Here is a 26,203-nt window from a genome sequence, read left to right on the forward strand (position 1 = left end):
CTCATCCTCCAAGAACGGTATGAAGCAATTTGAGCATCAACGAGATTGCGCCTATATCTCCGATCAGGATAACCTTGAGGCGTGCGCGTTGCTCATTGTACACAATTTCAACGTGCAGAAGCGCGTCGTCTCCATCCTGGCTTCCCGCTGTGCCGACGAGTAGATTTGTTATGCGCTGCGTTGTCTCGGGATCGATGGCATCGATCTCCACGATGCTGGAAACCTCGACGTATCGGGTCCGTCGAAGTGGCTCAGGTTCAAAAGACGACGTAGGGCGACCGGTCATCGCCGCGAGATCTTCTGCGGCGATCCGGTACTGTTTTCCGGCGCGAATCGCCTTCAACTTGCCATCGCGAACAAAGTTGCGCACAGTCCTGGGATGCAAGCCCAACAGATCAGCAACCTGCTCAACTGAGTACAAGGTTTGATTCATGACATTCCTTAAAATACACTAAAATTCTCTAGGATGATGGTAATATATATGATTTTGAGGAATATAGCAAATCTTATAACTGGGATTTTACGTATCGCGCCAAAAAGATTCAATTGCCTATCCAAAACCAGGGCCGTGATGCATTTTCTCGCCACATTGACGCAATTCTCCGTCAGATGCAGATCGAGTATAAGCTTATGCAGCGAGCCGCTGAACGGAAGTTATTGCCTATCCTATCTCCTGTCACACTTTCTCAGCATGTTTCGTCATACAAGTGCCTGGCTCCCCAAAGGAGTCAAAGGCAACGATATGAGACATGCAAAAGAAAGAAGGAGACGCCAACTATGGTAGAGCTTGTTGAGTTGAATAAAGAGGTACCCTTTGCTACGCAGCTAGAGGAAAAAGTTGGACCTGTGGTTTCGCTAAATATCTTCCATGTCGAGCCTGAGGTGCTTGATAAGTTCATTGAGGCGTGGGCAGCAGACGGGGCCGTCATGAAACGGCAGCCTGGTTTCATCAGCGCTCAGCTCCATCGCGGCGTTGCGGGCAGTAATGTTTTGATGCATTATACCGTGTGGGAATCGACCGAGCATCTTAAACAAGCCTATAACAATCCTGAGTTTCAGGCGGCGCTAGAAGGCTACCCAGCGGGGGCAACCGCTTCACCTCATGTGTTCAGAAAGATTGAGGTGCCCGGCCTATGCCTGGCTGATTAGTTAGGGAAGCCCGGTCTGCTGTGGAGGAAGCCCTGAACCTCGCTGGGAGGCCCAGGGCTTTTGACGCTGGCAAATGGGATGATTTGTCTGCTCTCAGGGCTCTAGCTCGTGCCGGCGGGCGAACTGCTCGCTGTCGAGGATATAGCAATTATAGAGCTCGCTAAAAATGACCGGGACGCGGCGCTCCTGCAGATAGTACAGGCATTCGCAAAAGTAGATGTGGCTTTTTTTCATCAGCATGGAGTCGCTGCTCTGGTTTACAAGCTCCATGACGGCGTTGAGCGCTCTCAGGGCTGGCCGATACTCGGCCCAGGGATCGACCGGACCATGCAGCGGGGCGAGCGGAATCGGCTCCGGCGGTACGTGCCCACGAGGCTTGATGACGGCGCGTGTTTTGCTGCTGGCTTTGATGACGCCATCGACGAGATACACAACGCGCTTGGTAGGATGGTCGCGTCCGCCCTGCAGAAAGGCTTGATCGGCGGCATCCCAGTCGTTGCCTTCGTAGAGGATCGTCTTGCGGCTCACTTTGACTACATAGTGATGAATATCCGTTGGAGGTTCATTCTGTGGGACAACTGGCTTCATGCTGCTCACACTTCTCCTTGCTACCAGTTCAACTTCTTTATGCGTAGAATGCTGTGTGTCGTTAGCCACTGGCTGTTCGACTGCAACCTTTTCGATGCTTGAGCTGCTTGTATCGTCAACCACGGGCTGTTCAACTTCCATAAGTTTGGCGGTAGGCTTATCTGTGTCGTCAGCTTGACGAGATGACGAGAGCTTTAAGAGGTAGAGGTGTTGCTGCTCGTCGTAATAGAAGGGAATGTGGTTCTGTTGGAGCCAGCGCTGACATTGCTTGAAGAGATTATCGAAGTACCGCTGTTCGCCGCTGGTTGTGGCCATTTGTTGAAGTAAGCGAGCCTGGTTGAGCTGGTCGAGGATGATCAGCGTGCGCTCGCGCGAGGGCGGTTTGTGGTTATCGGTGTGGGTGTCTGCGTTTGTTGACATAAGTTCCTTCCATTCCTAACACTTCCACTCTAAAACAAGACAAAAACCTGATAACGCTTCGATGCTAAAACGAAATGAAAAGGCAAGAGTTTTCGCTAGCCTAGCGTTTTTTGATAGCGCTCGTAAAGCAGATCGCTAGACTCTTGTTCGCCCACGAGCCGCGTGAGCTGCTCTTGTGTGGCTCCCAGTTGTTGATAGCACCGATTGATTGTGCTATGGCTCGCGGTAATCGCGAAGCCTTCAAGGGCTCGCTGTAGCGCTACGCATTCATCTTCGATTTGTTGGAGCAACTGAGCGATCTCGCTTTGCATATTCATTGTTAATCCTTTCTAAAAATGTGGGGATAATGTCCCCTCTTCCAGTTACAACCGATTAGAAATGTACGACATTTATGCCGTACGGCATATAAACCATATCATTACAAACCGTCTCGTGTCAAGCCTACGATTTTCGCTACAATAGCGCTATACAGGATAGGAGGAAGTAGTATGATTCGTCTAAAGGTGAAAGAGGTAGCAAAGGCCAAAGGTGTCAATCAGCGGCAGCTATCTCTACGTTCTGGTATAGATATTCGAACCGTGCAGCGCATATTTCGCGATCCAACCCGAGCCGTGAGTACCACTACCCTGGATAAATTTGCTAAAGTGCTGGGCGTCGATGCCTCCGAACTGCTAGAGAGTGCTCCCGATGAAGAGCCTGGGAGCGCGCTAGCACCAGAGTCATCAGCTTAGCTGTTTTACTCTAACCTCTTTTGTGCTCTGCCCTAATTTGTTAATATGCTCTTGACATCCCCTAGCCTAACCTCTTAGAAGATGTTGCCGACGAGTGAATTTACTTATTCATCATTGCTTGCTTATCTCCCCTTTGATTAAGACAGGTTTTCAGCTTCCTAAAAAGGGATTGTTAAGGGCTGGCCCTTAACCGAGGGCACGGGGCGCGAGCCCCGCAATATCGCGGCGCGGCTCCAACGTTTCCCTTTCTTTTCGACCTGTTCATCGGCGAGCCTTTCTACAATAGTGGAAGATTATCCTAACCCTTCCACTTATTAGATGCTTTTGCGAAAATTGGTTATAAAACGAAAATAAGAAATTTATGTCGACTTAAACACAGGCGATGAAATATTATTTTGTACCAAACAATAGAAGTATAGTTATAAAAAATCGCTTTGACAATTCGGTTTGTATTCATATGGTTTACATGCCGTCTTCTCCGTTTCCTGCAGCTTCGCTACAATAGCCCTACCTGGGGTTATTGAGGTGAGAGATGATTAGCTTGAAGGTGCAAGAGATAGCCAAGAGTAAGGGTATTAGCCAGCGGCAACTATCGCTCCGTTCCGGCGTAGATATTCGGACAGTGCAACGGATATTTCGCAATCCGACCAAAATTGTGCATACCGATACCCTGGATAAATTTGCTAAAGTGCTGGGCGTCGATGCCTCCGAGCTGATCGAGAGCATTCCTGATGAAGAGCCTGGAAGCCCACTAACTGATGTATCGGCTTAAGCGTTGTAATCTAGCCTCTTTTGTACTCTACTCTAATTTGTTAGCGTGCTCCTGGCATCCCCTAACCCCTAACCTGTTAGAAGATGTTGCCGACGAGTGACTTTACTTGTTCATCATTGCTTGCTTTTCCCCCCTTAAGTGATTTAGAAAGCCCTGACGATTTAGGTCAGAGCCGAAAATTTTTGTCACAATAGTGATATCATTAGTTATGGGCCCGAAAGCGAAGCTATAGCTCCTTTAGACTTCGTTTTTCCTTATAGCAGCAGGATTAAGCTGAGAGGATAATTTAAGTAGGATATTGTTATTCCTTGCAAGGAGCTTATATGGCTGAAAAACCGGTATGTGGAAAGCTGGGAAAGTCCTGTCTGCCCAGGATGAACAAGGAAATTTTATTGTGCCAGAAGATAGTTATGGCGAACCTGATTATGGTAGAGTGATGCGTCACTTTCGGAAACATGTCAAACGATGGAGTGCTGAGCGGTTAGCCCTCCTGTATAGCGAAATGCTAGAAGAAGCCTCCACAGAGGATATGAGCAGTGAAGAGCTGATCACGGCCAGATGGATTCAGCGTATGGAGCAAAGAAACGAAGTGCCCAGGGACCCAAAGCGCCGCTGGATACTGGCTACCTTACTGGGTATTCCGCCAGCTCTTTTGGGCTTGCAGGCTCTTGCACCTCTACTTGAGATAGACAATATTTTTGCTCTCAATGCTCTAAAAGAGGATAAAATAGACGTATTAGAGTATCGGGCCTATCTATCTGCTTATTGGCAACACGACTATGTGGGATCAAAGCAACATTTTCTGCATGAGACCCAGATGCGCATACAACATCTCACAGAACATATTCTTTACTATAAGACAGAGCCACAAGAAGAGATAGCTCGGCTGCTATGCGAATATCATATGGCCTTCGCCTGGTGTATCGCTCACGACTATGGGCTATTTACTATGGCCCTCAGGCATCTGGATCAGGCTATAAGGCTCTCTGATGAAAAGGGATATTTAGATCTGTCGACAGCATTGCGCTATCGGCGTGGCGGGGTCATTTTTACTTTGGCCGAAGCGGCAGCTGCGACAGACAGCCTACAGCGTGCTACAACTTATTTTGCTCAAGCCATCGCCGACTTTGATCTTGCCTGCAATTCCCTGAAGCGCGTGGCACCTGAGCTACGGGGCGCGGTCTTACTGGCAGCAGGGCATACAAGGGCATATATAACGCAGGACCAGGCTGATCTTGGCCACGCGCTTGCTCTCATTGATAAGAGCGAGCAGTTTATCAATCAAGGGAATGATGCTTATTTTGTTGGCTTTAATGAGGAGCGCTATAGCCTTGATAGAGGGCGCGCGCTCATCGCCTCCCCAATCAGGCAACTGCGCTCGCCGCAAAAGATTATCGATCAATGCAGCTCTTTCGCTCCCGATATCAGCCAGAAGCCCCGCCACTATAGCAATAATCTGGTCATTCAAGCCCGTGCTTACCTTGATCTGGACTATTATCCAATCGCGGTAGCGTATGCGGAAGAAGCCCTTCAAGCGCTTCAGGGGATCACGTCGCAGGTGAATATAGCGCGTATTGCCCATCTCTATGGACGGCTCAAGGCGAGCAGCTATGGCAATAGTAGGGAAGTGGCCCAATTAGGCGTGGCGCTGCTCAAGAAACAGCATCCCTCTCTCTTTCAATGAAGCTTTAACCATTTGATGCGCTAAGGCAGTAGTACGTATGAGGAGGGAGAAATGAAACAAGCTTATATGCTCACTGGTAAGCCTCGGGTAGGCAAAACTAACTTGATCCGAGCGATCATTGTCAAGCTGGGGAAAGAACGCTGTGGCGGCTTTTATACGGAGGAGATACGTGATGAAAGATTTTTGGGAAGCGAGGCGCGGCGAGGATTTCGCCTGGTAACGCTGGATGGCAAGGAAGGCATACTAGCTCATGTAGATTTCAGTAGTGAGCTACGTTTAGGACGCTATGGCCTGAATCTGGCATGTTTGGAAGCGATTGGCGTGCCTGCATTGACGCGTGCTTGGGCAGCCGACAAATTGCTCGTGATAGATGAGATAGGCCTGATACAAGCCTATTCCGATCTGTTCAGGCATGCTATCATAAAGCTGCTCGCGGATGCTCATCCATTTCTGAGCACGATTGCCATAGAGCCTCATCCTTGGCTGGATAACCTCAAACAGCATCACGGTGTTGAGCTTTATAAACTTACACCTGAGAACTACCAGGCTACGTTGATACAATTGTCGAGCCAGCTCAGGCCCCTCTTGCATTGAGATCTGATGGAACTGTAACTCCCTTTATATTATAGCGAAATGCTGAAAGAAGTCTCTGCCGAAGAATACCAGTGATTAAGAGCCGATTACGGCTCGCTGAATCCAGCATATGAAGCATCATCTTATGTGATTGGTCTTCAAAGATAGTGGCTTAGAGTTCATATGTGAGATATATCATGTAAGAGTAATTCTGTCAGTAGGTGAACACTGCTAAAATAGCGACAAAAAGCAGGAGAATAGTATGATTCGTTTAAAAGTGAAGGAAGTCGCAGAGGCAAGAGGATTCAATCAGTCTTCACTGGCAAGGGGCTCAAATCTTGGATTCAGCACCATCCAGCGCTTATTTCGTGATCCCTATCGAGAGGTTTCAACTGTTACATTAGAAAAGATAGCGAAAGCGCTTGATGTAAGCGTCCATGATCTTATTGAAGAAGTTGACGATAAGCCGTCAGCATCCGAATAATCTTAACAGCTGCAAAACCCTCTTACTTGCTTTTCTCCTCATATGTGATTTAGACAGGTTTTCAGTGCCCTAAAATAGGGATTGGAAAATTTGTCATCTCCTCCTGTAGACTGGACATTAACTGCTCTATAATGTTATATTTGATACATCGACTTCTACCGATATATTATCGTATTCTGGCCCCTTTGTCCAGCAGCCTGCTATAGAGCCGAAGAGAGGATCGACGCTCGCCTGACAGCGCATGCGCATAGGGACAGAGATAGAGTGGAGAGAGCTTATGAACGAAACAGAGGCGATGATATCGCCCTTTCGCCAGGTGCTTGAACAGACCCTGACTCATGCCCTCAGTTATCTTGAGCAGCTTGAACAAGCCCCTGTTGGCGCAACGGTTGAGCGAGCTGCGTTGCGTCAACGCCTGGGACGGCAATTCCCGGAGGCCGGGATAGAGGCTACTCAAGTTATTGATGAGTTGGTCACTGATATGGCCGGTGGCATCATCGGTAGCGCGGGCGGGCGCTTTTTTGGCTGGGTCATCGGTGGTACTCTGCCGGCTGCTCTGGCCGCCGACTGGCTCACGGCAACCTGGGATCAGAATTCGGCCCGCTATACCGGCGGTCCGGCTGAAGCGGTGATCGAAGAAGTATGCGGCGCCTGGCTCAAGGAGATTCTTGGATTGCCCCAGGAAGCCAGCTTTGCCCTGGTCACCGGATCGCAGATGGCCCATGTAACCTGCCTTGCAGCGGCTCGGCATGCCTTGCTCGAAAGGGTTGGCTGGGATGTAGAGCGCGCAGGACTCGCGGGCGCTCCACCTATTCGCGTCCTGACCAGCACCGAACATCATAAGTCGCTTGAGCGAGCCCTACGCCTGCTAGGTTTAGGCACGGATTCCCTACGTGTTTTACCCGTCGATGAATACGGGCGCCTGCTCCCTGCCACGCTCGCGCAAGCTCTCGCCAAAGAAGCTGACTTTCCTACTATTGTTGTCCTGCAGGCTGGAGATCTCAATATTGGCGCATATGATCCATTTGCCGAGCTCATTCCACTGGCCCACCAGTTCAAGGCCTGGGTGCATATTGACGGCGCCTTCGGCTTATGGGCGCAAGCCTCACCGTCCTATCGTCATCTTCTCCGGGGGGTCGACCAGGCAGATTCCTGGATTACCGATGGCCATAAATGGCTCAATACTCCCTATGACTGCGGTTATGCCTTTGTGGCCCATCCACAAGCGCACCGTGGTGCACTGGCTCAGCAAGCCGACTACATTGTACGCACAGAAGCGGCCCGCGATCCGAGCGATTGGAATCCTGAATGGTCGCGGCGCGGGCGCGGTGTGGCGACATATGCAGCCCTGCGCCAACTGGGAAGGAAGGGAATTGCCGACCTGATTGAGCGCTGTTGCCAACATGCCGAGACGCTGGTTACGCAGATTGGAAGCTTGCCCGGCGCCCAGATCGTCTGGAAGCCGCAGGTCAATCAGGGATTGGTGCGCTTTCTTGACAAGGGACCCACAGCCACTCAGGCGCAGCACGATCGGCGTACCGATACCATCATCGCTCGCATTGCCGAAACTGGCGAAGCCTTCTTCAGCGGGACGACCTGGCGGGGACAACGCTGTATGCGGGTCTCGGTCTGCAACTGGCAAACCAGCGAACAGGACGTAGCACGCGCGGTTGCTGCCGTCGAGAGAGTGTTAATGCAGGAGTGAGGCTGGGCTGCTATATCGTCCTTTATCCCGGTTTTCTGTTATCTGCTGGCCTCAAATGTCAGCACATCACCGGTTATGCTGAAACCGGCTTTCAAGTAGATGCCAAGGCCATCTTTTAACGCTTGAAGTACAACATAGCGGCGGTTGGTGGCTTTGGCCTCCTTGAGCAGATATTGGAACATCGCACTGCCAATGCCCCTCCGGCGATAGTCATCGTGAGTGACAAGATCGTAGATTCCCACGCTCTGGCTACCAACAAATAGCAGCCCGGAGGCGACAACCTTGCCATCCAGCGTGCCAAGATAGGGACGCATATCAGCAAACATGCTCAGCGGATATTGCGAGAGCCTTTGATAGTAAGCAAGCACCTGGCGCCCCTCGCTTGAATCTCCGAAAAGAGCGGCTATCACTTCCCCCACCTGAAGCAGCTCGCTGGCAGTTGTGGCTTGCTTGATCTCTAAACCTTCGACATGTAAGGGCGCTGCCTGGATCTGTGAGAGGTCCGCGTACATGGCGCTATTCGTCTCTGCCTGCACTAATCCGCGTTGGGCGAGCTGAGAGATGTCAGCTTTAGCGATATCGCTTGCCCAGGACCAGAGGGCGAACGGAAAGCCTTTAGCCCTAAAGCTGTCAATCCTGGGCAATGTTGGAGCCGAGATGGGCAACGCTCTGACCACTATCACATTAAACGTATCGCTGGGTAAACCGCAATCTACTGCCAGAAAGGTCGGTTGATCATCGATAGTCATATCAGCCAGGCGGCGCGCAACATAGGAAATCTTTTCTTCAAAGTTTTGGCGAACGTCAAGATGCATAGAATCCTCCAAGCCCTTCTCCGGGAGAACAGGTTATTTCAGGCCCTTCCTCCCGCTGGGATAAAATCTTGTCCCTTTGATCTCTCTTCGTGCCAGGAGCGGCCAGCGTATTCTTCATTCGTTAGAGTGCAGCGTATAAGAAAATCATGAAAATACTATACGCCCAGGAATGTAGCCCTGTCCATCGTTCCCTTGCTTTGGCGGATTATGCACTAGCACATTGTAGTCGAGGTTTGCCTCTGATACAATTATTCCTCAGTCGCCATTGGGGGAATTCGTTGAGCTGTTCTGGCTCAATGTAAGGAAGCGTTTCGATGTATACAAGGGAACATTTGCTTCCGCATGGAACTGCAGAGATGATTATCAATCTGCATGACGACGAGCTTCGATTCTACAATCGAGAGCAAGAGCAACTTCAGCGTTTTCGCGGCATCATCTTTCGCGATGTGCATTCAACCTACTCGCTTCTGGATATGATAGACCTGTCACTCTACTACCATGCTGAATGGAGAAGCTCATTACACGCCAAATCACGAAAGCCTGTAAGAGCTCGCTGTATATATCTGCCGTTTGATGCCCAGCCTGCCCAATTCAGGGTAACCAAAAGTTGCTCGGCGGTGGAACGACGATACTCGTGCCAGCATTGCTCCCAACTGTAGCCCGTGACCCCGTGCCTGAGCAGTCCTTCATGATAGCATTTCACCCAGCCTAACTCGTTGGCTTTCGTGCGATGTGGGTAGCGCAAGATAATGGTGTAGGCAAGATCATCTGTTCCCGAACTAATACGGTAGGTCTGCCAATCAAGAAGGTAAGTACGATGCTTTTGCGGATCAACGGGGTAGAGAAAATTCCAGAAATGGGCATCTCCGTGGATCAGTGTTTGACCTTGTAATGTTTTCCGCCGTTCCCAGAATGCAGGTAAAGCATCGAGTAAACATTCGTAGATACCTTGATCATCTGAAGATAACTGATCCTTCCAGTTTTCTAAAAAGCGAGGATAGAGACCCTGAAGGCGTGCAAGCTCCTGCGTTAATGAAGTGGTCGTCGGCAGTTCGCCTATGCCATTGTTCAATTGTGGATGATTCCACCAATACGCATGGAAGGCTGCCAGAGCCTCTACTGTTTGGGCCATGTGGTGTTCAGCAATCGTGAGATGCCACGCTGGTTGCTCATGTGTTCCTGAAAGATCATCAAGGAGCAAGTGATATCTTTGCTGATGAGGATCATAGATCGCATCGTAGCAAGGGATGATGGGTAAGACCTGCTGGGGGGACATGAAGGCTTGATACAAGCGGATTTCTCGTTGCGCCTCCTTAACAAAATTCTGAGGATCAGCATCAGGCTTAGGGAGCTTTAAATAAAGGCGTGTTGGCGCTCCTTCGAGAACAGTATTCGCAGTGTACTCGACAGCAAGAAAATAGCCAATTGAGTGAGCTTGTTCGGTATGTATTCTTGTCACCTTCAGTGCTTGCACCTTCCCTTTGAGAAGGAACCCTCTTTGAGAGAGGATGATCGTGAGCCAATCTGGTGTCGCTTCTTCAAGCCCGCCAATGACAATATTCACGGGTGTTCTTCCTTTTTCTCTTTTCAGGCATAAGAGAGTCCTTTTGGCTCGTGCATGTTGTGGCACTCTTCATAAGGGTTCCAATTTCCTAGATGTCGTTGAAGCTGTATCACCAGTTCTCGATCAGATGCCATAGTTGCCTCTTTGCGGCTTTTCTGCTGCTCTCTCAGATTCTAGCTTATTGTTTCCTCCATGTCCAGGAAAAGAGTTTTGTGAAAGGGAGCTCTTTTCTTTTTCTCTTTCTCGGACAAGGTGGCCTGATTACCCGACCAAAGCTTATAAAGCGACAACACATGTATGGAGAAGCCCGATTAGCTCTGCTTCGTCGGCGCTGACCATCTGTGGCGCAGCGGGCGCGTCCCTTTTTCCAAATTTTCCTAGTGAGAAAGGGAGACGCAAGGATGCACCACATTAGCCCATAGGTTGCTTGCCTAGCGTGTGTTCCATGTCTGTAAATAGGCACGAATGGCCGGCATACCCTGTGCAACAATTTCTGCTGGAGGGAACTGCAACGGGTTGTTCTCTAGTTCAATCCTCTCCAGTCTGGTGAGTTGGCCGACGTTGGCGGGAAGGGATCTAAGTTGGTTGTTGTCTAGGCCAAGACATGTCAGTCTGGAGAGATTACCGATTTCGGGAGGGAGTTCGCGAAGTAGATTGTTTGTGAGACTAAGCCAGAGGAGAGATGACAGCTGACCGATTTCAGGAGGGAGCTCACAGAGCTGGTTAGTATCCGCTAAAAGAAAACGCAGTCTGGAGAGCTTACCCACTTCGGGCGGCAGTTTGCGGAGCTGGTTGGTTCTTAACCTGAGAGATTCCAAAGAGGAGAGGAGACCGATTTCGGGAGGGAGCTCACAGAGCTGGTTTTCATCTAACCCAAGTCCTGCCAAAGAGGAGAGATTACCGATTTCGGGAGGCAAAAAACGGATCTGATTATTAATCAGGCAAATCGATTCCAAAGAGGAGAGGTTGCCAATTTCAGGAGGCAACTCGTAGAGCTGATTGGTATCTAACTCAAGTGCTTGCAAGGAGGAAAGATTACCGATTTCGGGAGGGAGTTCGCGGAGCTGGTTTTTATCCAGGTAAAGGTGTTGTAAAGAGGAAAGCTGACCGATTTCAGGAGGAAGTTCACAGAGCTGGTTTCTGCCTAGCCCAAGCGTTTCCAGAGAGGAGAGTTTACCCACATCGGCGGGCAGCTCACGAAGCAAGTTGTTTTCCAGATCAAGCCATTGGAGAGAGGAGAGGTTGCCGAGTTCGGCAGGTAAAGAACGAAGCTGGTTGTTTTGCAGATGAAGAGCTTGCAACCTGGAAAGATTGCCAAGTTCGGCAGGTAAAGAACGAAGCTGGTTAGTTTCGAGGGTAAGCTCTTGCATCATGGAGAGGTTGCCGAGTTCGGCAGGTAAAGAACGAAGCTGGTTGTTGTACAGGCTAAGCTCTTGCATCATGGAGAGATTGCCGAGTTCGGCAGGTAAAGAACGAAGCTGGTTGTTTGCTAGAAAGAGCGTTTGCAGAGAGGAAAATTGCCACACCTCCTCAGGAACCTGCGTTAAGCCTAAGCTGCAGAGATGCAGCGCGATTAGCTGCCCCTGGTCGTTATATGCTGTAGAGAGTCCTTTTGGCTCGTGCATGCCGTTGCACTCTTCATGAGGATTCCAATCTCCTAGATGTCGTTGAAGCTGTATCACCAGTTCTCGATCAGATGCCATAGTTGCTCCTTTTCGTCTTTTCTGCTGCTATCTTATATTCTAGCTCATTGTTTCCCTCATGTCCAGGAAAAGAGTTTTGTGAAAGGGAGCTCTTTTCTTTTTCTCTTTCTCGGGCAAGGTGGCCTGATTACCCGACCAAATTAATTATTCTCCCCTACGCTCCGTAAGATCGGCCCCGTGAGAATGCAAGTTCGATCTGGCTGGTGCGTTCCTGCAAGCCGCGCCGCTCGTTCACCGCGAGCTGGATGTCGAGCGGCGGCACAAGGATCTGATATCCCCGCCAGAGAATGGTTTCCAGGCGGGAAGCGGCAGCCGGGCCATATTCTGTCACGCCTTGCTCATCAGCGTCCTCTCGTATCCCGCCCGCCCATTCAACGCGGCTGTGTAAGAATGCTCTGCCAAACCACTTACTGATCCAGCCCTGAGCGTCTTCGAGCGGGCCAACGAGTGCATCAAATAAAATCTCCCCGAACTGGAGGGCTCCGGCCTCATCTGTCGCCAGATCCAGATCTCCAGGGCTGATAGCTATGCCCCGCACGGCTAAAGCCGCACTGCCAATCAGCCACCAGCGCAGGTTATACGAAGTAAGCCGCTGTACAAGATCCTCTAAGGTCTGCTCCCAGGGAACATGGCAAGCACCCGCGCGTTGCAAAATCATCGCTTGCGCGCTTCTGGCAAAATTGCAATAAAAGGTTTCAAGGTGGGGAGTCGTTGTTGGATAGGCCCTGGCGAAGCCATCCCGATAGGGAGTAAAACCAAGGTTTTGCACGCCATCAGCCTGGAGGGCATCAAGCTCAGAAACTACGAAGTAGCTCAGCGTTCCTTCCGTCAGCAATTGTGTTTTCACAGCTTATCGCTTCCTCATGTTCTTCAGGATTCCCATGCACTTATTTGCTGATAGAATACTATATGCAACTTGACATCTTCTGTCATATCGGACATTCTTTTGACATTACGATACTTTTATCGTATAATCTCTTTATAAATTACGATAATAGTGTCGTAATTTATGTGAAACCAACTGTGCTGGCAAGGCAGGAGCTTTGTTGTGAATATCAACTTAACCAAGCGTGGATTGAAAACAAACCGGGAAAAGGGAAAAAATAAATGGATCTTCAATTACAGAACAAGGTAGCAATTGTTACCGGAGCGAGTAAAGGCATAGGGCTAGCCGTTGTAACGGCTCTGGCTCAGGAAGGCGTGCGCGTAGTAGCGGCGAGTCGCGGGCAGGGAGCTGAACTTTCAGAGCTGGCAGAGCGTTATGCAGTGCAGCCCGTTGCCGTAGATCTGAGTACGGCTGATGGTCCAGCAAAGCTCGTAGAGAGCGCTATCGCTAAATTTGGGCGCGTTGATATTCTTATCAATAATGTTGGCGGGACTCACATGCAAGCCGGTTTCCTCTCGATAAGCGATGAAGATTGGTATCGCACCTTTGATATGGATGTCATGAGTACCGTGCGCGCTTCGAGAGCTGTCTTGCCCCATATGCTTGAGCATAGAAGTGGAGTCATCATCAATATCTCCTCTGTGAATGCCCATTTGCCGGTTACCCAGATCATGGACTACTGTGCCATAAAGGCCGCCCTAACCAATTTGTCAAAGGCCTTAGCCGAAGAGTTTGGTCCCCAGGGCGTGCGCGTCAATACCGTCTCGCCCGGTACTGTCCTTACTCCACAGTGGGACGCTGAGGGCGGAAATGCTGATTTAATTGGCACAGCATTAGGGATGGATCGAGAGACAGTCTTGAGCCAGCTACCAAAGATGAACAATATGACTATCAACCGCCTGATTCAGCCTGCTGAAGTAGCCGCAATTGTGGCATTTCTCGCCTCAGAGCATGCCGCCGCGATAGTTGGCGCCGACTATATCGTAGATGGTGGCACACTCAAGGCCGTCATTTAGATAGCAAGATAGAAAGGTAGCCGGCTCAGCGCGATAGGGCAACAGACGCGCCCCTTTTTCCAGCTTGCCCTCGTCTGGAAAGGGAGACGCGCCATTCCCGGCTAGTTCTATGTAGAACTGGCCAGGAGCTTGTTTCGTACCTATGAAAAACGATGGGTGTGCAACTTTCGGAAAGTGCTATGAGGGCTCAGGGGACAATGACGATGCGCTTGCCATGTACATCGCTACGCTGCCAAGCGCTCTCTATATCGCACAGGGGCACTTGCTCAATCTCGGCCCGCAGCTTGCCCGCCTTGATCCACTCCCACACCTGCTGCGTTCCCTCGGCCAGAACCTCGGGCGTGAGACCTGCCCCAGCGCCAAGAATCTCTAAGCCTGATGTGCGCAGCGCCTCCGCCGCTAGAGAAATTCTTGGCCCGGCCTTTTCGCCGATTTGCACCAGGCGTACGCGATGCTTAGCAAAAGAGATTTCCTGCGGTGTTAGCGCTTCTAGAAGCAATTCTGTAGGATGCCCCCAGATGTAATCAAGGATGACCTGATATCCTGACGTTCCTGCCTCGCGTTTAAAGGCTTTGAGCACATCTGCCTCAGCTTGCGAGAGATCGATTACCGCGTCTGCTCCCAACTCATGCAGTTGGGCAAGCTGAGCCGCTTCGCGTCCCGTGCCGATCACGCGCTCAGCGCCAAGGAGTCTGGCTACTTGGACCGCAAGCTTTCCCGAGAAGCCAGTTGCTCCATTGATCAGCACCGTCTCGCCAGCCTGCAGCTTTGCACCGCCCTTGAGCGGGAAAAGCGCGGTCAGCGCTGAGGCCGGAACCGTTGCCGCCGTTGCCGCGTCCACGCCGGCAGGAATGGGCGCTTGATTTGTTTGCGAGATGACGGCTTTTTCGGCCATAGCCCCATAGGGTGGGTGCAGGCCCGCGCAGCCGACTAACTGACCATCGTCGCTCATGGCAATCCCATGTAGTCCGACGATGGCCGGCAGCCTGGGGACAAGTTGGCGGCTGGCATAATGGGTGCCGCTTGCCAGCGCTCGATCGATATTTTCCAGCGCCACAGCTTTTACCGTGACAAGAATTTCGTCTTTTCCGGGAATGGGATCGGGAAAATCCTCGAAGCGAGGGACCTCGCCAAAGTTATGTAAGACGGCGGCTTTCATTTTTTGTCGATTCCTTTCATCTTTTCCTCTTTATCAGAAGCGGCACATGAATATTGTTGCCTGGAAACAATAATAACGTATCGCCGTTGTTCTGTCAAGATTGTTGCTTGGAAACAAAATGGTTGAAAGCTTTTGCTATACTAGGGGCAAGAAGAAAGACGAGATACCGAGGGAGGCCTTAGCATGCCCGCTGCTGCAAATAATCATGATGAGACTGCACCGCTTGTCGCCAATATCCTGGCCTTGCTGGCCAAAGTGACTGAGCATTTCAGCTCGGAGGAGAACGACCAGTGGCAATGGCTTGTCAAGCACAGCCATAATCAGCTTATTGTCGAAATTTTGCGCGACTCGACGGTAACAATGCTACGTGTAATCAACGCTATCGGGCGTTCAGAGCCAGTAAATGGCATTACGATTTCTGAGCGCTGCCGCATTTCCAGGGGCACCGTCTCGAAAGTTACGCGGCGCTTGCTTGCCAGAAATCTGATCAGTCAGGAGAGCTTGCCGAATAATCGCAAAGAAATTCTCTTTCGTCTGACTCCTCTGGGCAGAGAGCTCTTTGAGGTGCACAGAGCCTTTGATGAGCAGATGGAGCGCGGCTTTAAGCGCTTCCTAGAGCGCTACAGCCCTGAAGAACTGCAGCTGCTTGTGCGGGTTCTGCACGATGCCACCGAGGCCTCTTTCTTGAACCTGGGACTGCAAGAGCTACCAGCCAATAAGGGGACTGACAGCTCACACGCAACATAGTTTCTTTTATAGCCGCCCGACCAGGCGCGCCAGGCGAATGTGCTCCTGAGCCGCGCCAGAGACTGGCACGAGGCTTAAGGCCAGGGCATCAATCTCAGTGGCGAGCATCTCCAGCACGCGCTCCCGTATCCTGTCCTCGTCGCCAAAGACGAGCAGGCCTTCAATGAGCCTATCAGAAACCTGATTGGTATCCTGTTCTGTAAAGCCTGCCGATATCAACATATTGCGGTAGGCTGGCAGTGTTGGATAAATGCTCAGCGCTTGACGTCCTGCCTGTAACGCGCTTGCCCGATCTTCTGTCAACGCTACCGAAACATGGGCCACCACTGGTGGACGGGGGCGACCGGCTGCCGCTGCGCCAGCGCTCAGGGCGGGAAGAGCTGTATTGAGCAGGTAAGGAATCGGCGCTATGAAGGGAAGGGCACCATCCGCCACTTCGCCCGCGAAGCGAAAAGCACCCGCGCCAAGCGCGGAGACGAATAAAGGGACTTGCGCGGTGCCCGATATCGAAGCATCGACAGTAAAGTAGTGTCCCCGATGATGAACTTCACCTTGTGCCAGCAGTGGACGCAAGACCTGGATATATTCACGCAGATAGGCTAGAGGCGCATCCATGTCCACGCCGTAGAAGCTCTTTGCCATCTGGGCCAATCCTGTGCCTCCTATTCCCAGTTTCAGCCTTCCGGGCGCCAGCCTTGTGAGGCTCATAACCTGCTGGGCCATGAGTACCGGATGGCGCGAGGTGATCTGTATGATGGATGTCCCCAATTTCAGCCGACTGGTCCGGGCGGCCGCAGCGGCCAGCGTCGTCAAGACGTCTGGATATCCCAGGGGACCAAACGCGACCCACGCGTGATCAACCCCTGCCTCCTCAATCTCGACAAGATTTGCCACAAGCGTGGCCGGATCAGCCGGCTGCACACTTATTCCTACCCGTGTTCGCAAAGAACGAACTTCGGCTTGTTTTTCCATTGACGCTTTCCTCCTAATATTGGAATAGTGAGGTGCCGACTACGAAACCGCCTATTCATTACCGTTTTGATTGCGTGACCTCTCGATTTTCCAGAGGCTACACATGAAGTTTTTCTCACGCTTGCTCTGACCAGAGCATACTGTACAGTAAACCAAGAGACAAGTAGTGAAAAAAATGAGGTATAGTAACAAAAAAGGAACCAGAAATGTCGATTTTTAACAATACTCGCTGCCAAATTGTCTGGTATGATCTCTCTCAGAGCGTTAATAGGTGAAGGGTCTCTCTTCAAGGCGAAAAGGCTGGCGTGAGAAGCTTTTCACATAACTTGCTCGCGTAGCGCAGACGATAAGGTGAAATATATGATGGAAAGATTCGTTACAATTTGGCAGGAACAGATATCAACGCTTGATAATCAGGCGAGGCCGCTCTCTGTCCCACGTGAGGGTATCTGGCTGCGCCTGGCCCTCACTTTGGAGGGAACTGTACGCCGCAATGCTTCGGCCCGGCAAATCCTTTCCTCGCAGCAATTCAACGCCGCCCGAACGCAGTGGAGGCTTACCGATGTTGCTTTTCTGCGAACCGCCCTTGAGCTGCTTTACAAGACACAGGGCCAGATTCGGATGAGTGTGCTTGCCGCTGAGTGTGGTCTCTCCCTGCGCCAATTTGAACGACGCTTTAAGCAGCGTATAGGCGTATCGCCCAAGGTCTTTGCCCGTCTCCTGCGCTTCGAGGCCTTACTTTGCGTATTGATCCATGAACCAGCCTATTCACTGGCTGAGATTGCGTCGCGTCTTGGTTATCAGGACCAGGCCCATGTCATCCACGAATTTAAGACCTGGGCAGGCTGCACGCCAACGATCTTTCTAGAGCGCGCAAAACATCGCGCAATGTGTGGCTTCATTGTTCCTGATGTTCGTCCTGCACCTACGCCCGTCTACCACATTTGAAAGAAGTAAAGAAGGAGTACAAAAAGGATGTCTCTAGCAGAGCAATCATTTCAGCTACCCTGGCGCGGAATTCATCATATCGCCTTAGCCACTGCGGATTTAGATGCAACCATACACTTTTACCAGGACGTGTTGGGTATGCATGTGAGGGCTATCGCTCCCGATACGGGGCGAGGCCGGCATTGTCTCATCCTGGTCAAACCAGCCGATGATACCGTCTGGGGCTTCCATTTCTTTGAAAGGGCACTGGAAAAAACGATGCTCGGTCCTTCCGACATTCATCCACATAGTCTGATTCCCCATGTCGCCTTGCGGCTCGCCGATGAAGCTGCTGCCCAGGCCTTACGCGAGCGCTTGCGCAAGGCTGAGGTCGTCATTACAGAGATTCAAGAACTTGGCACATTTGTGTTTTTTGACAACAATCAGCTGTGCCTGGAAATCACCTGGCCCAGTGACGAAAGCTCCTCCTCTTAGAATGAGGGGGTGCGTACGGTTTGTGCGTATCTGTTGTGCACCTTTCCCTTGATCGATTTTCTATCAATCCCACGGCGTGCTCTCCACGGATACTGCGATGAGCCCCTAAACGTGCCCTCATTAGCGAACTCAACCAACTATACAGTTGGATATCATGGCATGGCCTGGTGATCCTGTGCTTTCCGGGCCATAGAGGGGAATGCGGAGATATGAGTGATGGCCGGTAAGAGCGAGGCCATGCGCAGAAGCAAGGATCTCCCTTTTCGCTTTAGTCGTCGCTTTGGGCGATGCAGGCTGCATATGTGGGTCGGAGCACAATCGGGCTTAGCGCTGTCAAGATCGCTCCAGAGCCAGATGAATACCCAGGCCTATTAATACCACACCACAGAGGCGTTCTATCATTCGCCGCACCGCCGGACGGCGAATGACCTCACCGATTCTAGCCAGCAGCACAACGCAGATTGCTAACCAGATGGCGACGATCAAGGCGAAAATAGCCGCTAACATGAGCGAAAACAGAAAGATTGACTGTCCAGGGCCGATAAACTGTGGGAGCATAGTCATGTAGAAGACACCAATCTTGGGGTTGAGCAGGTCATTAATCAGTCCCTGTCGGTACGCGGCAAAATTGTGTGTTAACAGCGGCCCCATCTTCTTTTCCTGCCCAGCGCTACGGGAGAGGAAGGACTGTATGCCCAGCCATATAAGATATGCGGCTCCAAGAAGGCGTAAAACCGTGTAGAGAGTTGGCGAGGCCTTGAGGAGGGCGGTAACTCCTATTGATGAGGCTATACCCCAGAGCAAGTGTCCCGAGACAATGCCAAGCGAGGTGAGCCAGGCCGCAACTCGTCCCCGTCCTAACGCCACCCTCGTCACCAAAGCAAAGTCTGGCCCCGGGGTTACCGTAAGTATTACTGCAATGCCGAGGAATGCCAACAATCGAGCTTCCATATGCTTTTCCTATCGGTCGTATTGGCCACGAACCAGGCTTCATCGGTTCAGTAAAACAAATAGTATGAACGCTAACGCCTTATGATTTCACAGTCTTGCGACCTTTTAGCGTTCTTGATGGGTCTGCTTTCAGCCTACTTGATATATGGCCAGGAAAGCAAGTGCCATTTGTGAAAGGGCGTACTACCAATGAGATGCCGCCCGCGTTGCCAGGTGCTTAGCGAGAAAATGAGCATCTCTGCCAACGCCTCCGACGAATCCCGAGGTAAAAGCCGAGAGAAATGGCAGCCCGAGAAAGAAGAGGCCCGGCATGTCCTTGACAATGCCTCGCTCGTGAATGGGGTAGCCATCAGTGCCAAAGACTGGTAGATGTATCCAGTCAAAGCCAGGCCCAAAGCCGGTACACCAGATCACTAGGGCACAGTCAAGCCGCTGCCCGTTTTCCAGGACTGGTTTTCCCTCGTACGTGCCAGTGACCCGCGGCACGCGTTCAATGCCAGCTGCGCTCAGATCTGCCGGTTTGAGGCGACCCAAAGGCGTGCCGTGTGCACGTTTGCGGGCTTGTAGGGCGCGACCCAATGGAGTGCTCACAGAGAACACATGACTGAACAACCACCAGGAAAAAGGATTATCGAATTTCAGCGGCGAGGGGCCGAGATCACGCCCGGCAAGCCAGATCCGTTTAGTGGGCCAGCTTTGAGCCAGTTCGAGGGCAATTTCGGCCCCAGAGTTTCCAGCTCCCACCACTAGCGTATCCCTTTCTGGCAACTTGCCAGGATTGCGATAGGATGACGAATGTAGCTGTACGATTGACGGGTCAAGCTGGCTAGCAAAAGGTGGAATCTTCGGGAATTGGGAAATGCTCATCGCGACTATGACGTTTTCTGCTGTAAAGCGATGTTCCCCTACCTGGAGTACGTAACGGTCTTCTTGTATGCTTAGCGCATCTACTCTCATATTGCAATGGACTGGCAAGGCGAAGTGAGCAGCATAGGACTCCAGGTAATCGGCCATCTCATCTTTGGTGGGATAGCTTTTGGAAGGAGCCGGAAAAGGCAGACCCGGCAGCGCATCGAAAGCCGCGCTAGTAAAGAGGCGTAAGGAATTCCACCGATTGCGCCAGCTTGCTCCAATAGAGGCTTGCGCATCGAGGATGACGAAGCTTTGGCCTAACTGGGCCAATTCATGCCCCATGGCGAGCCCGGCCTGTCCGCCGCCAACCACAATAGTTTTAAAGGAGTGAGTTGTAAGCCCCGCGTGTTGGGGGCTGGCAGATGTCTGCATTATGAGCGGTTCTGAAGGTTTCTGCATGCTTAGCCTCTTGCTTCTTCCGAGGAAACTACAAAGTCGTCCATGAGAGTGCGGAGTCGCTGCAGCACGCTAGCGGCAGTTCGCAGGTCGTCAAGGGAAATATCGAGCTCAAGGCTCTCTAGCAGCGCCATCTCGCGTCCCCACATCTCCTCAAGCAGGGTTTTGCCTTCAGATGTTAGACGAACAAGATAGGAACGCCGGTGTTCTGGATTGCGCACGAGCTCGACGATCCCTTCTTTGGCGAGGCGCTGGACCAGCATCCGCACATTCTGGCGGGAAACCGGGTGATGACGGGCTAATTGCGGAACTGTGCGTGGTCCAAGTCGATAGAGGTCGCGCAAGATGCCCCGGCATGCGCGCGTTAGTTCGCTTGTCCCGTGGAGAGCTTCTATGATTATCTGCAAGCGCTGATGAACTAAGACCACCTCGTCGAATAGATTCATCAGGGCCGTAGGCGTGGGTGCTGGGGAAGAATGAGCTGGCAAGGGTCCTTGTCCCTCCTCTGAATGCCATTTTTGTGACATAGGATGCTCCTATACCTTCTATTTTCTCTTCTGAGAATGCTTCATAAGAGAATAAGTATCGTTATTTGTCAATATGGCAACTTAATTGCTATATTGGTAACTATATTACCAAATTGGAAAGACAGTTGTCAATATATAACTCTACATAATATGCATTGGCTCTTCTACTGGCGTGGAGAGGATTCGTCGTTGAGGGTATTCATTATCGGCCAACCAACTATACGGTTGACAAGCAATTTAGCCCTTGCTATCATTCAACCAACTATACGGTTGAATTAATGATAGATGCTGGCGAAAGGCAGAAACTGCCAAGGATGAAAGGGAAAGCAATAGATGACACAGGTTCAGTTTGGTTTCATACTTCCTATTAGCAATATGGGTCTCTCACAGCAGGTATTTCTTTCCCAGGTTGATGCCGCGCTTGAGGCGGTTGCCGGGCATTTTGATGCAGCCTGGCTGCCTGACCATCTCCAATTTGGCGATAATCAGCTCTTTGAGGGCTGGACGATGTTGACGTATTTGGCCGCTCTGCATCCCGAATTGCGCTATGGGCATCTTGTGCTCTGCCAGCTCTTCAGAAATCCCGCACTGCTGGCCAAAATGGCTGCTACCTTTCAATACCTGAGCCAGGGACGTTTAATCTTTGGCATCGGGGCAGGCTGGGCAGAGGAAGAAGCCAGAGCTTATGATTTGCCCTTTTCCTCTGCGGGACAGCGCGTGAGCGAACTGGAAGAGCAATTGCAGATCATCACTGCCCTGTGGCGTGAGGCGCGTGTGAGCTTTGAGGGCAAGTATCACAAGGTCCAGCAGGCCACATGCCTGCCCCATCCTGAGCCATTGCCCCCTGTGCTAATTGCCGGCTTTCGCCCGCGTATGCTGCGCCTGATTGCTCGCTACGCTGATTGGTGGAATACAGGGATTGACTCGCTAGAAAAGGTCAGAACCCGGATCGAGATGCTGGATGCCGCCTGCGAGGAGCTGGGAAGAGATCCAAAGACCTTGCGCCGAACTGCGATGGTGCGCTGTCTTTGTGCTCCGACAGAGCAGCAGGCCAGGGAAGGTATGGCGAAGGCGGCGGGACCATTTGGCCCGAATATCGGCGGCACACCCGCCCAGGTTGCGGAGCAGCTGCAAGCCTTTGTTGAGCTTGGTTTTGATTATTTTATGCTCGTTGCCAGCGATTTTCCCCATGAGCTTACCACCCTAAACTTGCTGGCTCACGAAGTCCTACCCGCGCTCAATCAGGGACGCTGAAGAACTTGTTGCATGCATTGTAGAAAGGAACCAGGCTTGCACGTTTGGATGACTGCCAGAGCTGTGCTATGGGAGCAGTTGCAGCAGGAAAAACTCTTGTACTTTGATCAGCAACGTATCCCCGGCATCAGCAGCCCTCACGCGACCATCTATGATCGCATGATGCTACGAGCCTATGATTGGATGCGTCAGCAGATGGCGCAGCGTCTGAGCCGCTATCAGGGACATTATCCCTGGTGGGCCTGGGTCCAGTGGAAGGAAGAGAGGGCAAAGCCGGACCTGCGTTCCCGGGACCCTGAGCTCCATTATCTGCCGGCTGACGAGCTGGCCGTGCGTTTAGAACTGCTCTTGCCCGCTGAGGATGTGCTTTGTTCTCATTTCTATGCCTGGTGTAACGCCCTGAGTAACGAATATGTGAGCAGAACAGAGGCGGAAGCCCAGCAGTATAAGCGGCTTGATCCCGCTCAGAATAGGCAAGAGTTGATAGAGCGAAGCTGGGAAGCTGTCTTTGATCTGGATAGTCAGCATTGGGACGAGTATCGCTGTGGTGGGTGGCGCATCCAGGGAGTTTTTGAAGAGCTGCGCATCGAGCAGGTCAAGGAAGTCACCTACTTCCGTCCACGCAGCTCTTACAGTGCCTCCCTCTAGCTGGCCTCGCTGCTCTCCGGCTCAGCATGCTTAGGCCTGGCTCCGTTACATATATATCTACGATGGATAGAACGTTCTATGCTAAGGGTAGCCGAGCAGTGGCCCCTTCATTTTGGCGGGTAGTGGCCCTTTCCGCTGTACTATTTGCTGGCTAGAATAGAGTACATGAGAAAACTACTTATATAGATCAGCAAACAGGCAGGAGGGATATTATGAGTGAAATCGAGAAGCAGCAGGATGGACGAGCCGATTTTGATTTTCTGCTGGGTCGTTGGCGGGTCCATCATCGAATACTGCGGCTGCGACTCCAGGGTTCAACGGACTGGCAGGAATGTGAAGGGACCGTATTGAACTACCAGGTCATGGGTGGGCTAGCTAACGTTGAGGAGCATAAGATAGAGCGAGAGGACGGGCTAGTGAAGGCTATAGCCTTGCGCATCTATAATCCGGCATCACAGGAGTGGGGCATCTATTGGGTGGATAGCAAGTATACCACGCTAGATAACGGGGTTTTTGGGAGCTTCAAGGAGGGGCTTGGAACATTTTATTCGCTTGATGCTATAGAGGGCAAGCGTATCCTTACGCGCTTTATCTGGTCCGACATCACGCACGACTCAGCCCGCTGGGAGCAGGCATGTTCCGCCGATTTTGGCAAGACCTGGGAGGTGAACTGGACCATGTATTTCAGTAGATATGAGGAGGAGTAGCAAAGAAAACTGGAGCGATTCATCGTTTATCTGTCTACAGATGCCTTCACCTGACAACATAATTACCGGGTGGAGGCGTTTTTGTTCCGTCAAGGAAACGATACCAAACGCAAAGATCAGTTATTTTTCCAATTTCCCTCAAGTCGCAGAGAAAAGTTTTTGTAATATTCCTGTCCTTTTGTACAGTTAAAGACTGGGCTGTAGCCGCATGACCATAACAAACTTCTAGCCTTACAATGGGAGAACAAGCAGATTTTGCGCCCTGAGAGATGGGGCAAGGCTGACAACACCGACCATTAAATACGAAAGGTAGAGTATTGAAGCATGGAAATCGGTATTGGGCTCCCGGGTCATGCGCCGGAGGTTGATGGTAGAACCCTGGTGCGCTGGGCGCAGCGGGCAGAGGCAAGAGGATTTTCTACGCTCAGCGTCAGCGATCGCCTGGTCTGGTCTACGCCAGAACCGCTGATTACCCTGGCTGCAGCTGCCGGAGCCACCTCCCGCATCAAGCTGCTTACCAGTACGCTTATTGCTCCGCTACGCAGCAATCACACACTCTTTGCCAAGGCCGTCATGTCTCTGGATCAGCTTGCTGGTCCGGGTCGGCTCCAATTAGGCCTTGTTCCGGGGATCAGGGATGACGATTTTGCAGTTAGTGGCATCGACTACGGGTGCCGAGGGAAGCAGTTCGATATGCTCCTGGAGCGCCTGGCTACCATAGCGGGCGGTACTGATCAGGTTGGCCCTCGGCCTGCGTCCAGCGGAGGACCGCGCTTGCTCTTTGGCGGTACTTCTAAAGCGGCCCTGCGCCGGATTGTCACGCGCGGCACTGGTTGGATCGTTGGAGATGCCACTGTGCAAGATGTGCTGGATTTTGCGCCTCAGCTCAAACAGGCCTGGACGGAAGCCGGGAGAGCCCAGGCACCGCGTATCGTCGCATCAGTGATGTATGCCCTCGGTCCTGAAGCGAAGGCCGCAGTATCCCAAGCCATTGGGCCTTACTATGCCTTTGCTGGCGACGAATATGCGCAATATGGCATCTCTTTAGCCCATACCTCGCCGGAACAAATCACGGCAGCGGTGGCCGATTTTGCGCGCATCGGCTGCGACGAGTTGATCTTTATGGGCAACGATCCCGATCCGCGCCAGGTTGATTTGCTTGCCGACGTGATCGGCCTTGGAGATTAGCCCCGCCGGCACTATTTATCGGGCAAGCTCTGAAGGATTACCCTTCAGAGCCGCCTGCAGAAAAGCATGACGTCCCCACGTACGTACAAAATTACGTACTGACGTGACAACTAACAACTTTAACTATTTTATAAGTATGGATAGACTATCCTGCTCGGTGCGCACTGATTTAGATCAATGGACCTTGCAGGAGACGGAAATCGTGCCGCGTCTCCCAGATGTCTTGCAACTGCGCAAAGTTCTCATCGGGCCGCTGCATAAGGCGCGCAAAGGAATCCATCTCGTGTAGCTTCTCCTCATTGTTCTCGAAACCCGAGTCAATGAAGACAGGATAATGAGTGTAAGGAATCTCGTTATTCATCAGGCAGTGGAAGTCAGCGAACACCTGTGCCGCAAGCTCATCGAGTTTGCCCGTAGCGTGGAAGCGATAGGCCGCAAGATTCTGTGCCCCGCTGCGCACTGCATGCCAGGCATCGGCGGCAAAAGTGAAGGCGTCGGCTGGCATATCGAAGGGATCGAAGGGCCGCACTTCAAGAGAGGTATCGGCATCGATAGTAATCAAGCGTTGTTTCGCGCTATCCCAGTATTGGTTGATCCAGTGATCCTCAATGTGATCGGAAGAAATGTAGGGCGCATAGCCACAGCGGACGCGGGCCGCTATCCCTCTTGATTTAAGGATTGAGGCTGTGAGGATCGCCACAAAGCGACAGGTAATGATCAATTTGTGCTCCTGCGTACGATCAGGTACGAAACCGCGCGGGTCGCGATGATAGAGCTCAGCCAGTATCGCCGCCGCAGTCGGGAAGTAGTCGTCTTCAGATTGGCGGTACCACGGTACTTTGTTGATGTCGCCGTAGGCAGGATTGATGGCTACGCCCTGGCGGCCCAACTTGAGCGTCATTTTGTGGATGACCTGCTGTTTGACGAGCCGACCCGTTGCGGCGATATCATCAGGCAGATCGCGCCGGAGCTTTTCCTGATAGAGACCGGGATAAGTGAAACGACCGAAAGAGCGAAAGTGGTTAAGGGTAGATTCTTGCATGAAAGCTTTCCTATCCTTTCAAGCTAGCAGGTAATGAGATGACCTGCAATGTCTTTGACTCTGTAAGCTTACCATAAGTAAAAATTCAATTCAAGAAATTAAAATTTTTACGAAATTTAAAACATTTTTAGCTAAAAATGTATTTTCGTGTATTTTAGAGCCAGGGATCTCGGTAGGTTGTGGTATTA

The 26,203-nt window shown here is 51.5% G+C and carries 28 protein-coding genes; 15 read left to right on the top strand and 13 right to left on the bottom strand.

What is annotated here, in order from left to right; translation table 11 throughout:
- Position 1 precedes the first annotated feature (1 nt).
- The gene (locus EPA93_RS36050; protein ID WP_129892159.1) at positions 2-433 is read right to left on the bottom strand and encodes a helix-turn-helix domain-containing protein; all 432 of its coding nucleotides are present in this window, start codon (positions 431-433) and stop codon (positions 2-4) included.
- Between the two features lie 344 nt (positions 434-777).
- On the opposite strand from EPA93_RS36050, the gene EPA93_RS36055 reads away from it, so the two are divergent.
- Complete coding sequence (locus EPA93_RS36055; protein WP_129892160.1) at positions 778-1,149, top strand: antibiotic biosynthesis monooxygenase family protein; 372 nt, start codon at positions 778-780, stop codon at positions 1,147-1,149.
- Between the two features lie 93 nt (positions 1,150-1,242).
- Here EPA93_RS36055 and EPA93_RS36060 read toward each other — a convergent pair whose 3' ends face one another.
- A complete protein-coding gene (locus EPA93_RS36060) occupies positions 1,243-2,157 on the bottom strand; it encodes a hypothetical protein (protein ID WP_129892161.1) in 915 nt (304 codons plus the stop codon).
- Positions 2,158-2,252: 95 nt separating this feature from the next.
- Positions 2,253-2,474, bottom strand: coding sequence for a hypothetical protein (locus EPA93_RS36065; protein ID WP_129892162.1), 222 nt, complete (start codon positions 2,472-2,474; stop codon positions 2,253-2,255).
- A gap of 171 nt (positions 2,475-2,645) precedes the next feature.
- Between EPA93_RS36065 and EPA93_RS36070 the strand changes: the two genes are divergently transcribed.
- The 6 genes from EPA93_RS36070 (at position 2,646) to EPA93_RS36095 (ending at position 8,106) form a co-directional block, all read left to right on the top strand.
- Positions 2,646-2,888: a helix-turn-helix domain-containing protein gene (locus EPA93_RS36070; protein WP_129892163.1), complete on the top strand. Its 243-nt coding sequence runs from the start codon at positions 2,646-2,648 to the stop codon at positions 2,886-2,888.
- A 532-nt stretch (positions 2,889-3,420) separates the two neighbouring features.
- Complete coding sequence (locus EPA93_RS36075) at positions 3,421-3,660, top strand: helix-turn-helix domain-containing protein (RefSeq protein ID WP_129892164.1); 240 nt, start codon at positions 3,421-3,423, stop codon at positions 3,658-3,660.
- 394 nt (positions 3,661-4,054) lie between these two features.
- Positions 4,055-5,344, top strand: a complete 1,290-nt coding sequence (locus tag EPA93_RS36080) for a hypothetical protein (RefSeq protein ID WP_129892165.1) — start codon at positions 4,055-4,057, stop codon at positions 5,342-5,344.
- Positions 5,345-5,395: 51 nt separating this feature from the next.
- Positions 5,396-5,938 carry a nucleoside-triphosphatase gene (locus tag EPA93_RS36085; protein ID WP_129892166.1) on the top strand — a complete coding sequence of 181 codons (543 nt, stop codon included), beginning with the start codon at positions 5,396-5,398 and terminating at the stop codon, positions 5,936-5,938.
- Between the two features lie 241 nt (positions 5,939-6,179).
- Positions 6,180-6,401: a helix-turn-helix domain-containing protein gene (locus tag EPA93_RS36090; RefSeq protein ID WP_129892167.1), complete on the top strand. Its 222-nt coding sequence runs from the start codon at positions 6,180-6,182 to the stop codon at positions 6,399-6,401.
- 277 nt (positions 6,402-6,678) lie between these two features.
- Complete coding sequence (locus tag EPA93_RS36095) at positions 6,679-8,106, top strand: pyridoxal phosphate-dependent decarboxylase family protein (protein ID WP_207229288.1); 1,428 nt, start codon at positions 6,679-6,681, stop codon at positions 8,104-8,106.
- A gap of 38 nt (positions 8,107-8,144) precedes the next feature.
- On the opposite strand, the gene EPA93_RS36100 is transcribed toward EPA93_RS36095, so the two are convergent.
- The 4 genes from EPA93_RS36100 to EPA93_RS36115 all read right to left on the bottom strand — a co-directional run bounded on the left by EPA93_RS36100 (position 8,145) and on the right by EPA93_RS36115 (position 13,035).
- The gene (locus tag EPA93_RS36100; protein ID WP_129892168.1) at positions 8,145-8,921 is read right to left on the bottom strand and encodes a GNAT family N-acetyltransferase; all 777 of its coding nucleotides are present in this window, start codon (positions 8,919-8,921) and stop codon (positions 8,145-8,147) included.
- Between the two features lie 493 nt (positions 8,922-9,414).
- On the bottom strand, positions 9,415-10,485 hold the full coding sequence (locus EPA93_RS36105) for an aminoglycoside phosphotransferase family protein (RefSeq protein WP_165423629.1): 1,071 nt from the start codon (positions 10,483-10,485) through the stop codon (positions 9,415-9,417).
- A 431-nt stretch (positions 10,486-10,916) separates the two neighbouring features.
- Positions 10,917-12,188: a leucine-rich repeat domain-containing protein gene (locus tag EPA93_RS36110; RefSeq protein ID WP_129892170.1), complete on the bottom strand. Its 1,272-nt coding sequence runs from the start codon at positions 12,186-12,188 to the stop codon at positions 10,917-10,919.
- 154 nt (positions 12,189-12,342) lie between these two features.
- Entirely contained in the window at positions 12,343-13,035 is a 693-nt protein-coding gene (locus EPA93_RS36115; protein WP_129892171.1) for a nucleotidyltransferase family protein, read from the bottom strand.
- 260 nt (positions 13,036-13,295) lie between these two features.
- Between EPA93_RS36115 and EPA93_RS36120 the strand changes: the two genes are divergently transcribed.
- Positions 13,296-14,090: an SDR family NAD(P)-dependent oxidoreductase gene (locus tag EPA93_RS36120; RefSeq protein ID WP_129892172.1), complete on the top strand. Its 795-nt coding sequence runs from the start codon at positions 13,296-13,298 to the stop codon at positions 14,088-14,090.
- Between the two features lie 187 nt (positions 14,091-14,277).
- Here the strand turns inward: EPA93_RS36120 and EPA93_RS36125 are convergent, their stop codons facing one another.
- Positions 14,278-15,249 (bottom strand): quinone oxidoreductase family protein, encoded by a 972-nt coding sequence (locus EPA93_RS36125; RefSeq protein WP_129892173.1) that lies wholly within the window; start codon positions 15,247-15,249, stop codon positions 14,278-14,280.
- A 183-nt stretch (positions 15,250-15,432) separates the two neighbouring features.
- Here EPA93_RS36125 and EPA93_RS36130 point away from each other — a divergent pair, with 183 nt between their 5' ends.
- Positions 15,433-15,996: a MarR family transcriptional regulator gene (locus tag EPA93_RS36130; RefSeq protein ID WP_129892174.1), complete on the top strand. Its 564-nt coding sequence runs from the start codon at positions 15,433-15,435 to the stop codon at positions 15,994-15,996.
- A gap of 6 nt (positions 15,997-16,002) precedes the next feature.
- Here EPA93_RS36130 and EPA93_RS36135 read toward each other — a convergent pair whose 3' ends face one another.
- Entirely contained in the window at positions 16,003-16,968 is a 966-nt protein-coding gene (locus EPA93_RS36135; RefSeq protein WP_129892175.1) for an LLM class flavin-dependent oxidoreductase, read from the bottom strand.
- Positions 16,969-17,328: 360 nt separating this feature from the next.
- Between EPA93_RS36135 and EPA93_RS36140 the strand changes: the two genes are divergently transcribed.
- Together EPA93_RS36140 and EPA93_RS36145 are read left to right on the top strand one after the other, a co-directional pair.
- Positions 17,329-17,916, top strand: coding sequence for a helix-turn-helix transcriptional regulator (locus EPA93_RS36140; protein ID WP_129892176.1), 588 nt, complete (start codon positions 17,329-17,331; stop codon positions 17,914-17,916).
- Between the two features lie 27 nt (positions 17,917-17,943).
- Positions 17,944-18,390: a VOC family protein gene (locus EPA93_RS36145; protein WP_129892177.1), complete on the top strand. Its 447-nt coding sequence runs from the start codon at positions 17,944-17,946 to the stop codon at positions 18,388-18,390.
- A 333-nt stretch (positions 18,391-18,723) separates the two neighbouring features.
- Here the strand turns inward: EPA93_RS36145 and EPA93_RS36150 are convergent, their stop codons facing one another.
- From EPA93_RS36150 to EPA93_RS36160, 3 genes are all read right to left on the bottom strand, one after another.
- Complete coding sequence (locus EPA93_RS36150; protein WP_129892178.1) at positions 18,724-19,341, bottom strand: LysE family translocator; 618 nt, start codon at positions 19,339-19,341, stop codon at positions 18,724-18,726.
- Between the two features lie 183 nt (positions 19,342-19,524).
- Complete coding sequence (locus EPA93_RS36155) at positions 19,525-20,652, bottom strand: flavin-containing monooxygenase (protein ID WP_207229289.1); 1,128 nt, start codon at positions 20,650-20,652, stop codon at positions 19,525-19,527.
- Between the two features lie 2 nt (positions 20,653-20,654).
- Positions 20,655-21,176 carry a MarR family winged helix-turn-helix transcriptional regulator gene (locus EPA93_RS36160; RefSeq protein WP_129892179.1) on the bottom strand — a complete coding sequence of 174 codons (522 nt, stop codon included), beginning with the start codon at positions 21,174-21,176 and terminating at the stop codon, positions 20,655-20,657.
- A 333-nt stretch (positions 21,177-21,509) separates the two neighbouring features.
- Between EPA93_RS36160 and EPA93_RS36165 the strand changes: the two genes are divergently transcribed.
- From EPA93_RS36165 to EPA93_RS36180, 4 genes are all read left to right on the top strand, one after another.
- Positions 21,510-22,430, top strand: a complete 921-nt coding sequence (locus tag EPA93_RS36165; RefSeq protein WP_129892180.1) for an LLM class flavin-dependent oxidoreductase — start codon at positions 21,510-21,512, stop codon at positions 22,428-22,430.
- A 36-nt stretch (positions 22,431-22,466) separates the two neighbouring features.
- Entirely contained in the window at positions 22,467-23,078 is a 612-nt protein-coding gene (locus EPA93_RS36170; RefSeq protein WP_165423630.1) for a DUF3841 domain-containing protein, read from the top strand.
- Between the two features lie 212 nt (positions 23,079-23,290).
- Entirely contained in the window at positions 23,291-23,785 is a 495-nt protein-coding gene (locus EPA93_RS36175) for a DUF1579 domain-containing protein (protein ID WP_129892182.1), read from the top strand.
- A gap of 324 nt (positions 23,786-24,109) precedes the next feature.
- Positions 24,110-24,973 carry an LLM class flavin-dependent oxidoreductase gene (locus EPA93_RS36180; protein ID WP_129892183.1) on the top strand — a complete coding sequence of 288 codons (864 nt, stop codon included), beginning with the start codon at positions 24,110-24,112 and terminating at the stop codon, positions 24,971-24,973.
- Between the two features lie 169 nt (positions 24,974-25,142).
- Here the strand turns inward: EPA93_RS36180 and EPA93_RS36185 are convergent, their stop codons facing one another.
- The gene (locus EPA93_RS36185) at positions 25,143-26,015 is read right to left on the bottom strand and encodes a hypothetical protein (protein ID WP_129892184.1); all 873 of its coding nucleotides are present in this window, start codon (positions 26,013-26,015) and stop codon (positions 25,143-25,145) included.
- Positions 26,016-26,203: the final 188 nt, after the last annotated feature.

This window comes from Ktedonosporobacter rubrisoli (assembly GCF_004208415.1).
In the GTDB taxonomy this organism is placed as follows: Bacteria; Chloroflexota; Ktedonobacteria; order Ktedonobacterales; family Ktedonobacteraceae; genus Ktedonosporobacter; species Ktedonosporobacter rubrisoli.

Bases quoted from the DNA above. Each gene is read 5' to 3' on its own strand.
- EPA93_RS36100 (WP_129892168.1), bottom strand. From the start codon at position 8,921: ATGCATCTTGACGTTCGCCAAAACTTTGAAGAAAAGATTTCCTATGTT.
- EPA93_RS36060 (WP_129892161.1), bottom strand. From the start codon at position 2,157: ATGTCAACAAACGCAGACACCCACACCGATAACCACAAACCGCCCTCG.
- EPA93_RS36065 (WP_129892162.1), bottom strand. From the start codon at position 2,474: ATGAATATGCAAAGCGAGATCGCTCAGTTGCTCCAACAAATCGAAGAT.
- EPA93_RS36160 (WP_129892179.1), bottom strand. From the start codon at position 21,176: ATGTCACAAAAATGGCATTCAGAGGAGGGACAAGGACCCTTGCCAGCT.
- EPA93_RS36070 (WP_129892163.1), top strand. From the start codon at position 2,646: ATGATTCGTCTAAAGGTGAAAGAGGTAGCAAAGGCCAAAGGTGTCAAT.
- EPA93_RS36095 (WP_207229288.1), top strand. From the start codon at position 6,679: ATGAACGAAACAGAGGCGATGATATCGCCCTTTCGCCAGGTGCTTGAA.
- EPA93_RS36135 (WP_129892175.1), bottom strand. From the start codon at position 16,968: ATGGAAAAACAAGCCGAAGTTCGTTCTTTGCGAACACGGGTAGGAATA.
- EPA93_RS36085 (WP_129892166.1), top strand. From the start codon at position 5,396: ATGAAACAAGCTTATATGCTCACTGGTAAGCCTCGGGTAGGCAAAACT.
- EPA93_RS36055 (WP_129892160.1), top strand. From the start codon at position 778: ATGGTAGAGCTTGTTGAGTTGAATAAAGAGGTACCCTTTGCTACGCAG.
- EPA93_RS36150 (WP_129892178.1), bottom strand. From the start codon at position 19,341: ATGGAAGCTCGATTGTTGGCATTCCTCGGCATTGCAGTAATACTTACG.
- EPA93_RS36075 (WP_129892164.1), top strand. From the start codon at position 3,421: ATGATTAGCTTGAAGGTGCAAGAGATAGCCAAGAGTAAGGGTATTAGC.
- EPA93_RS36120 (WP_129892172.1), top strand. From the start codon at position 13,296: ATGGATCTTCAATTACAGAACAAGGTAGCAATTGTTACCGGAGCGAGT.
- EPA93_RS36155 (WP_207229289.1), bottom strand. From the start codon at position 20,652: ATGCAGAAACCTTCAGAACCGCTCATAATGCAGACATCTGCCAGCCCC.
- EPA93_RS36180 (WP_129892183.1), top strand. From the start codon at position 24,110: ATGGAAATCGGTATTGGGCTCCCGGGTCATGCGCCGGAGGTTGATGGT.
- EPA93_RS36050 (WP_129892159.1), bottom strand. From the start codon at position 433: ATGAATCAAACCTTGTACTCAGTTGAGCAGGTTGCTGATCTGTTGGGC.
- EPA93_RS36090 (WP_129892167.1), top strand. From the start codon at position 6,180: ATGATTCGTTTAAAAGTGAAGGAAGTCGCAGAGGCAAGAGGATTCAAT.
- EPA93_RS36185 (WP_129892184.1), bottom strand. From the start codon at position 26,015: ATGCAAGAATCTACCCTTAACCACTTTCGCTCTTTCGGTCGTTTCACT.
- EPA93_RS36145 (WP_129892177.1), top strand. From the start codon at position 17,944: ATGTCTCTAGCAGAGCAATCATTTCAGCTACCCTGGCGCGGAATTCAT.
- EPA93_RS36125 (WP_129892173.1), bottom strand. From the start codon at position 15,249: ATGAAAGCCGCCGTCTTACATAACTTTGGCGAGGTCCCTCGCTTCGAG.
- EPA93_RS36110 (WP_129892170.1), bottom strand. From the start codon at position 12,188: ATGGCATCTGATCGAGAACTGGTGATACAGCTTCAACGACATCTAGGA.
- EPA93_RS36165 (WP_129892180.1), top strand. From the start codon at position 21,510: ATGACACAGGTTCAGTTTGGTTTCATACTTCCTATTAGCAATATGGGT.
- EPA93_RS36175 (WP_129892182.1), top strand. From the start codon at position 23,291: ATGAGTGAAATCGAGAAGCAGCAGGATGGACGAGCCGATTTTGATTTT.
- EPA93_RS36130 (WP_129892174.1), top strand. From the start codon at position 15,433: ATGCCCGCTGCTGCAAATAATCATGATGAGACTGCACCGCTTGTCGCC.
- EPA93_RS36140 (WP_129892176.1), top strand. From the start codon at position 17,329: ATGATGGAAAGATTCGTTACAATTTGGCAGGAACAGATATCAACGCTT.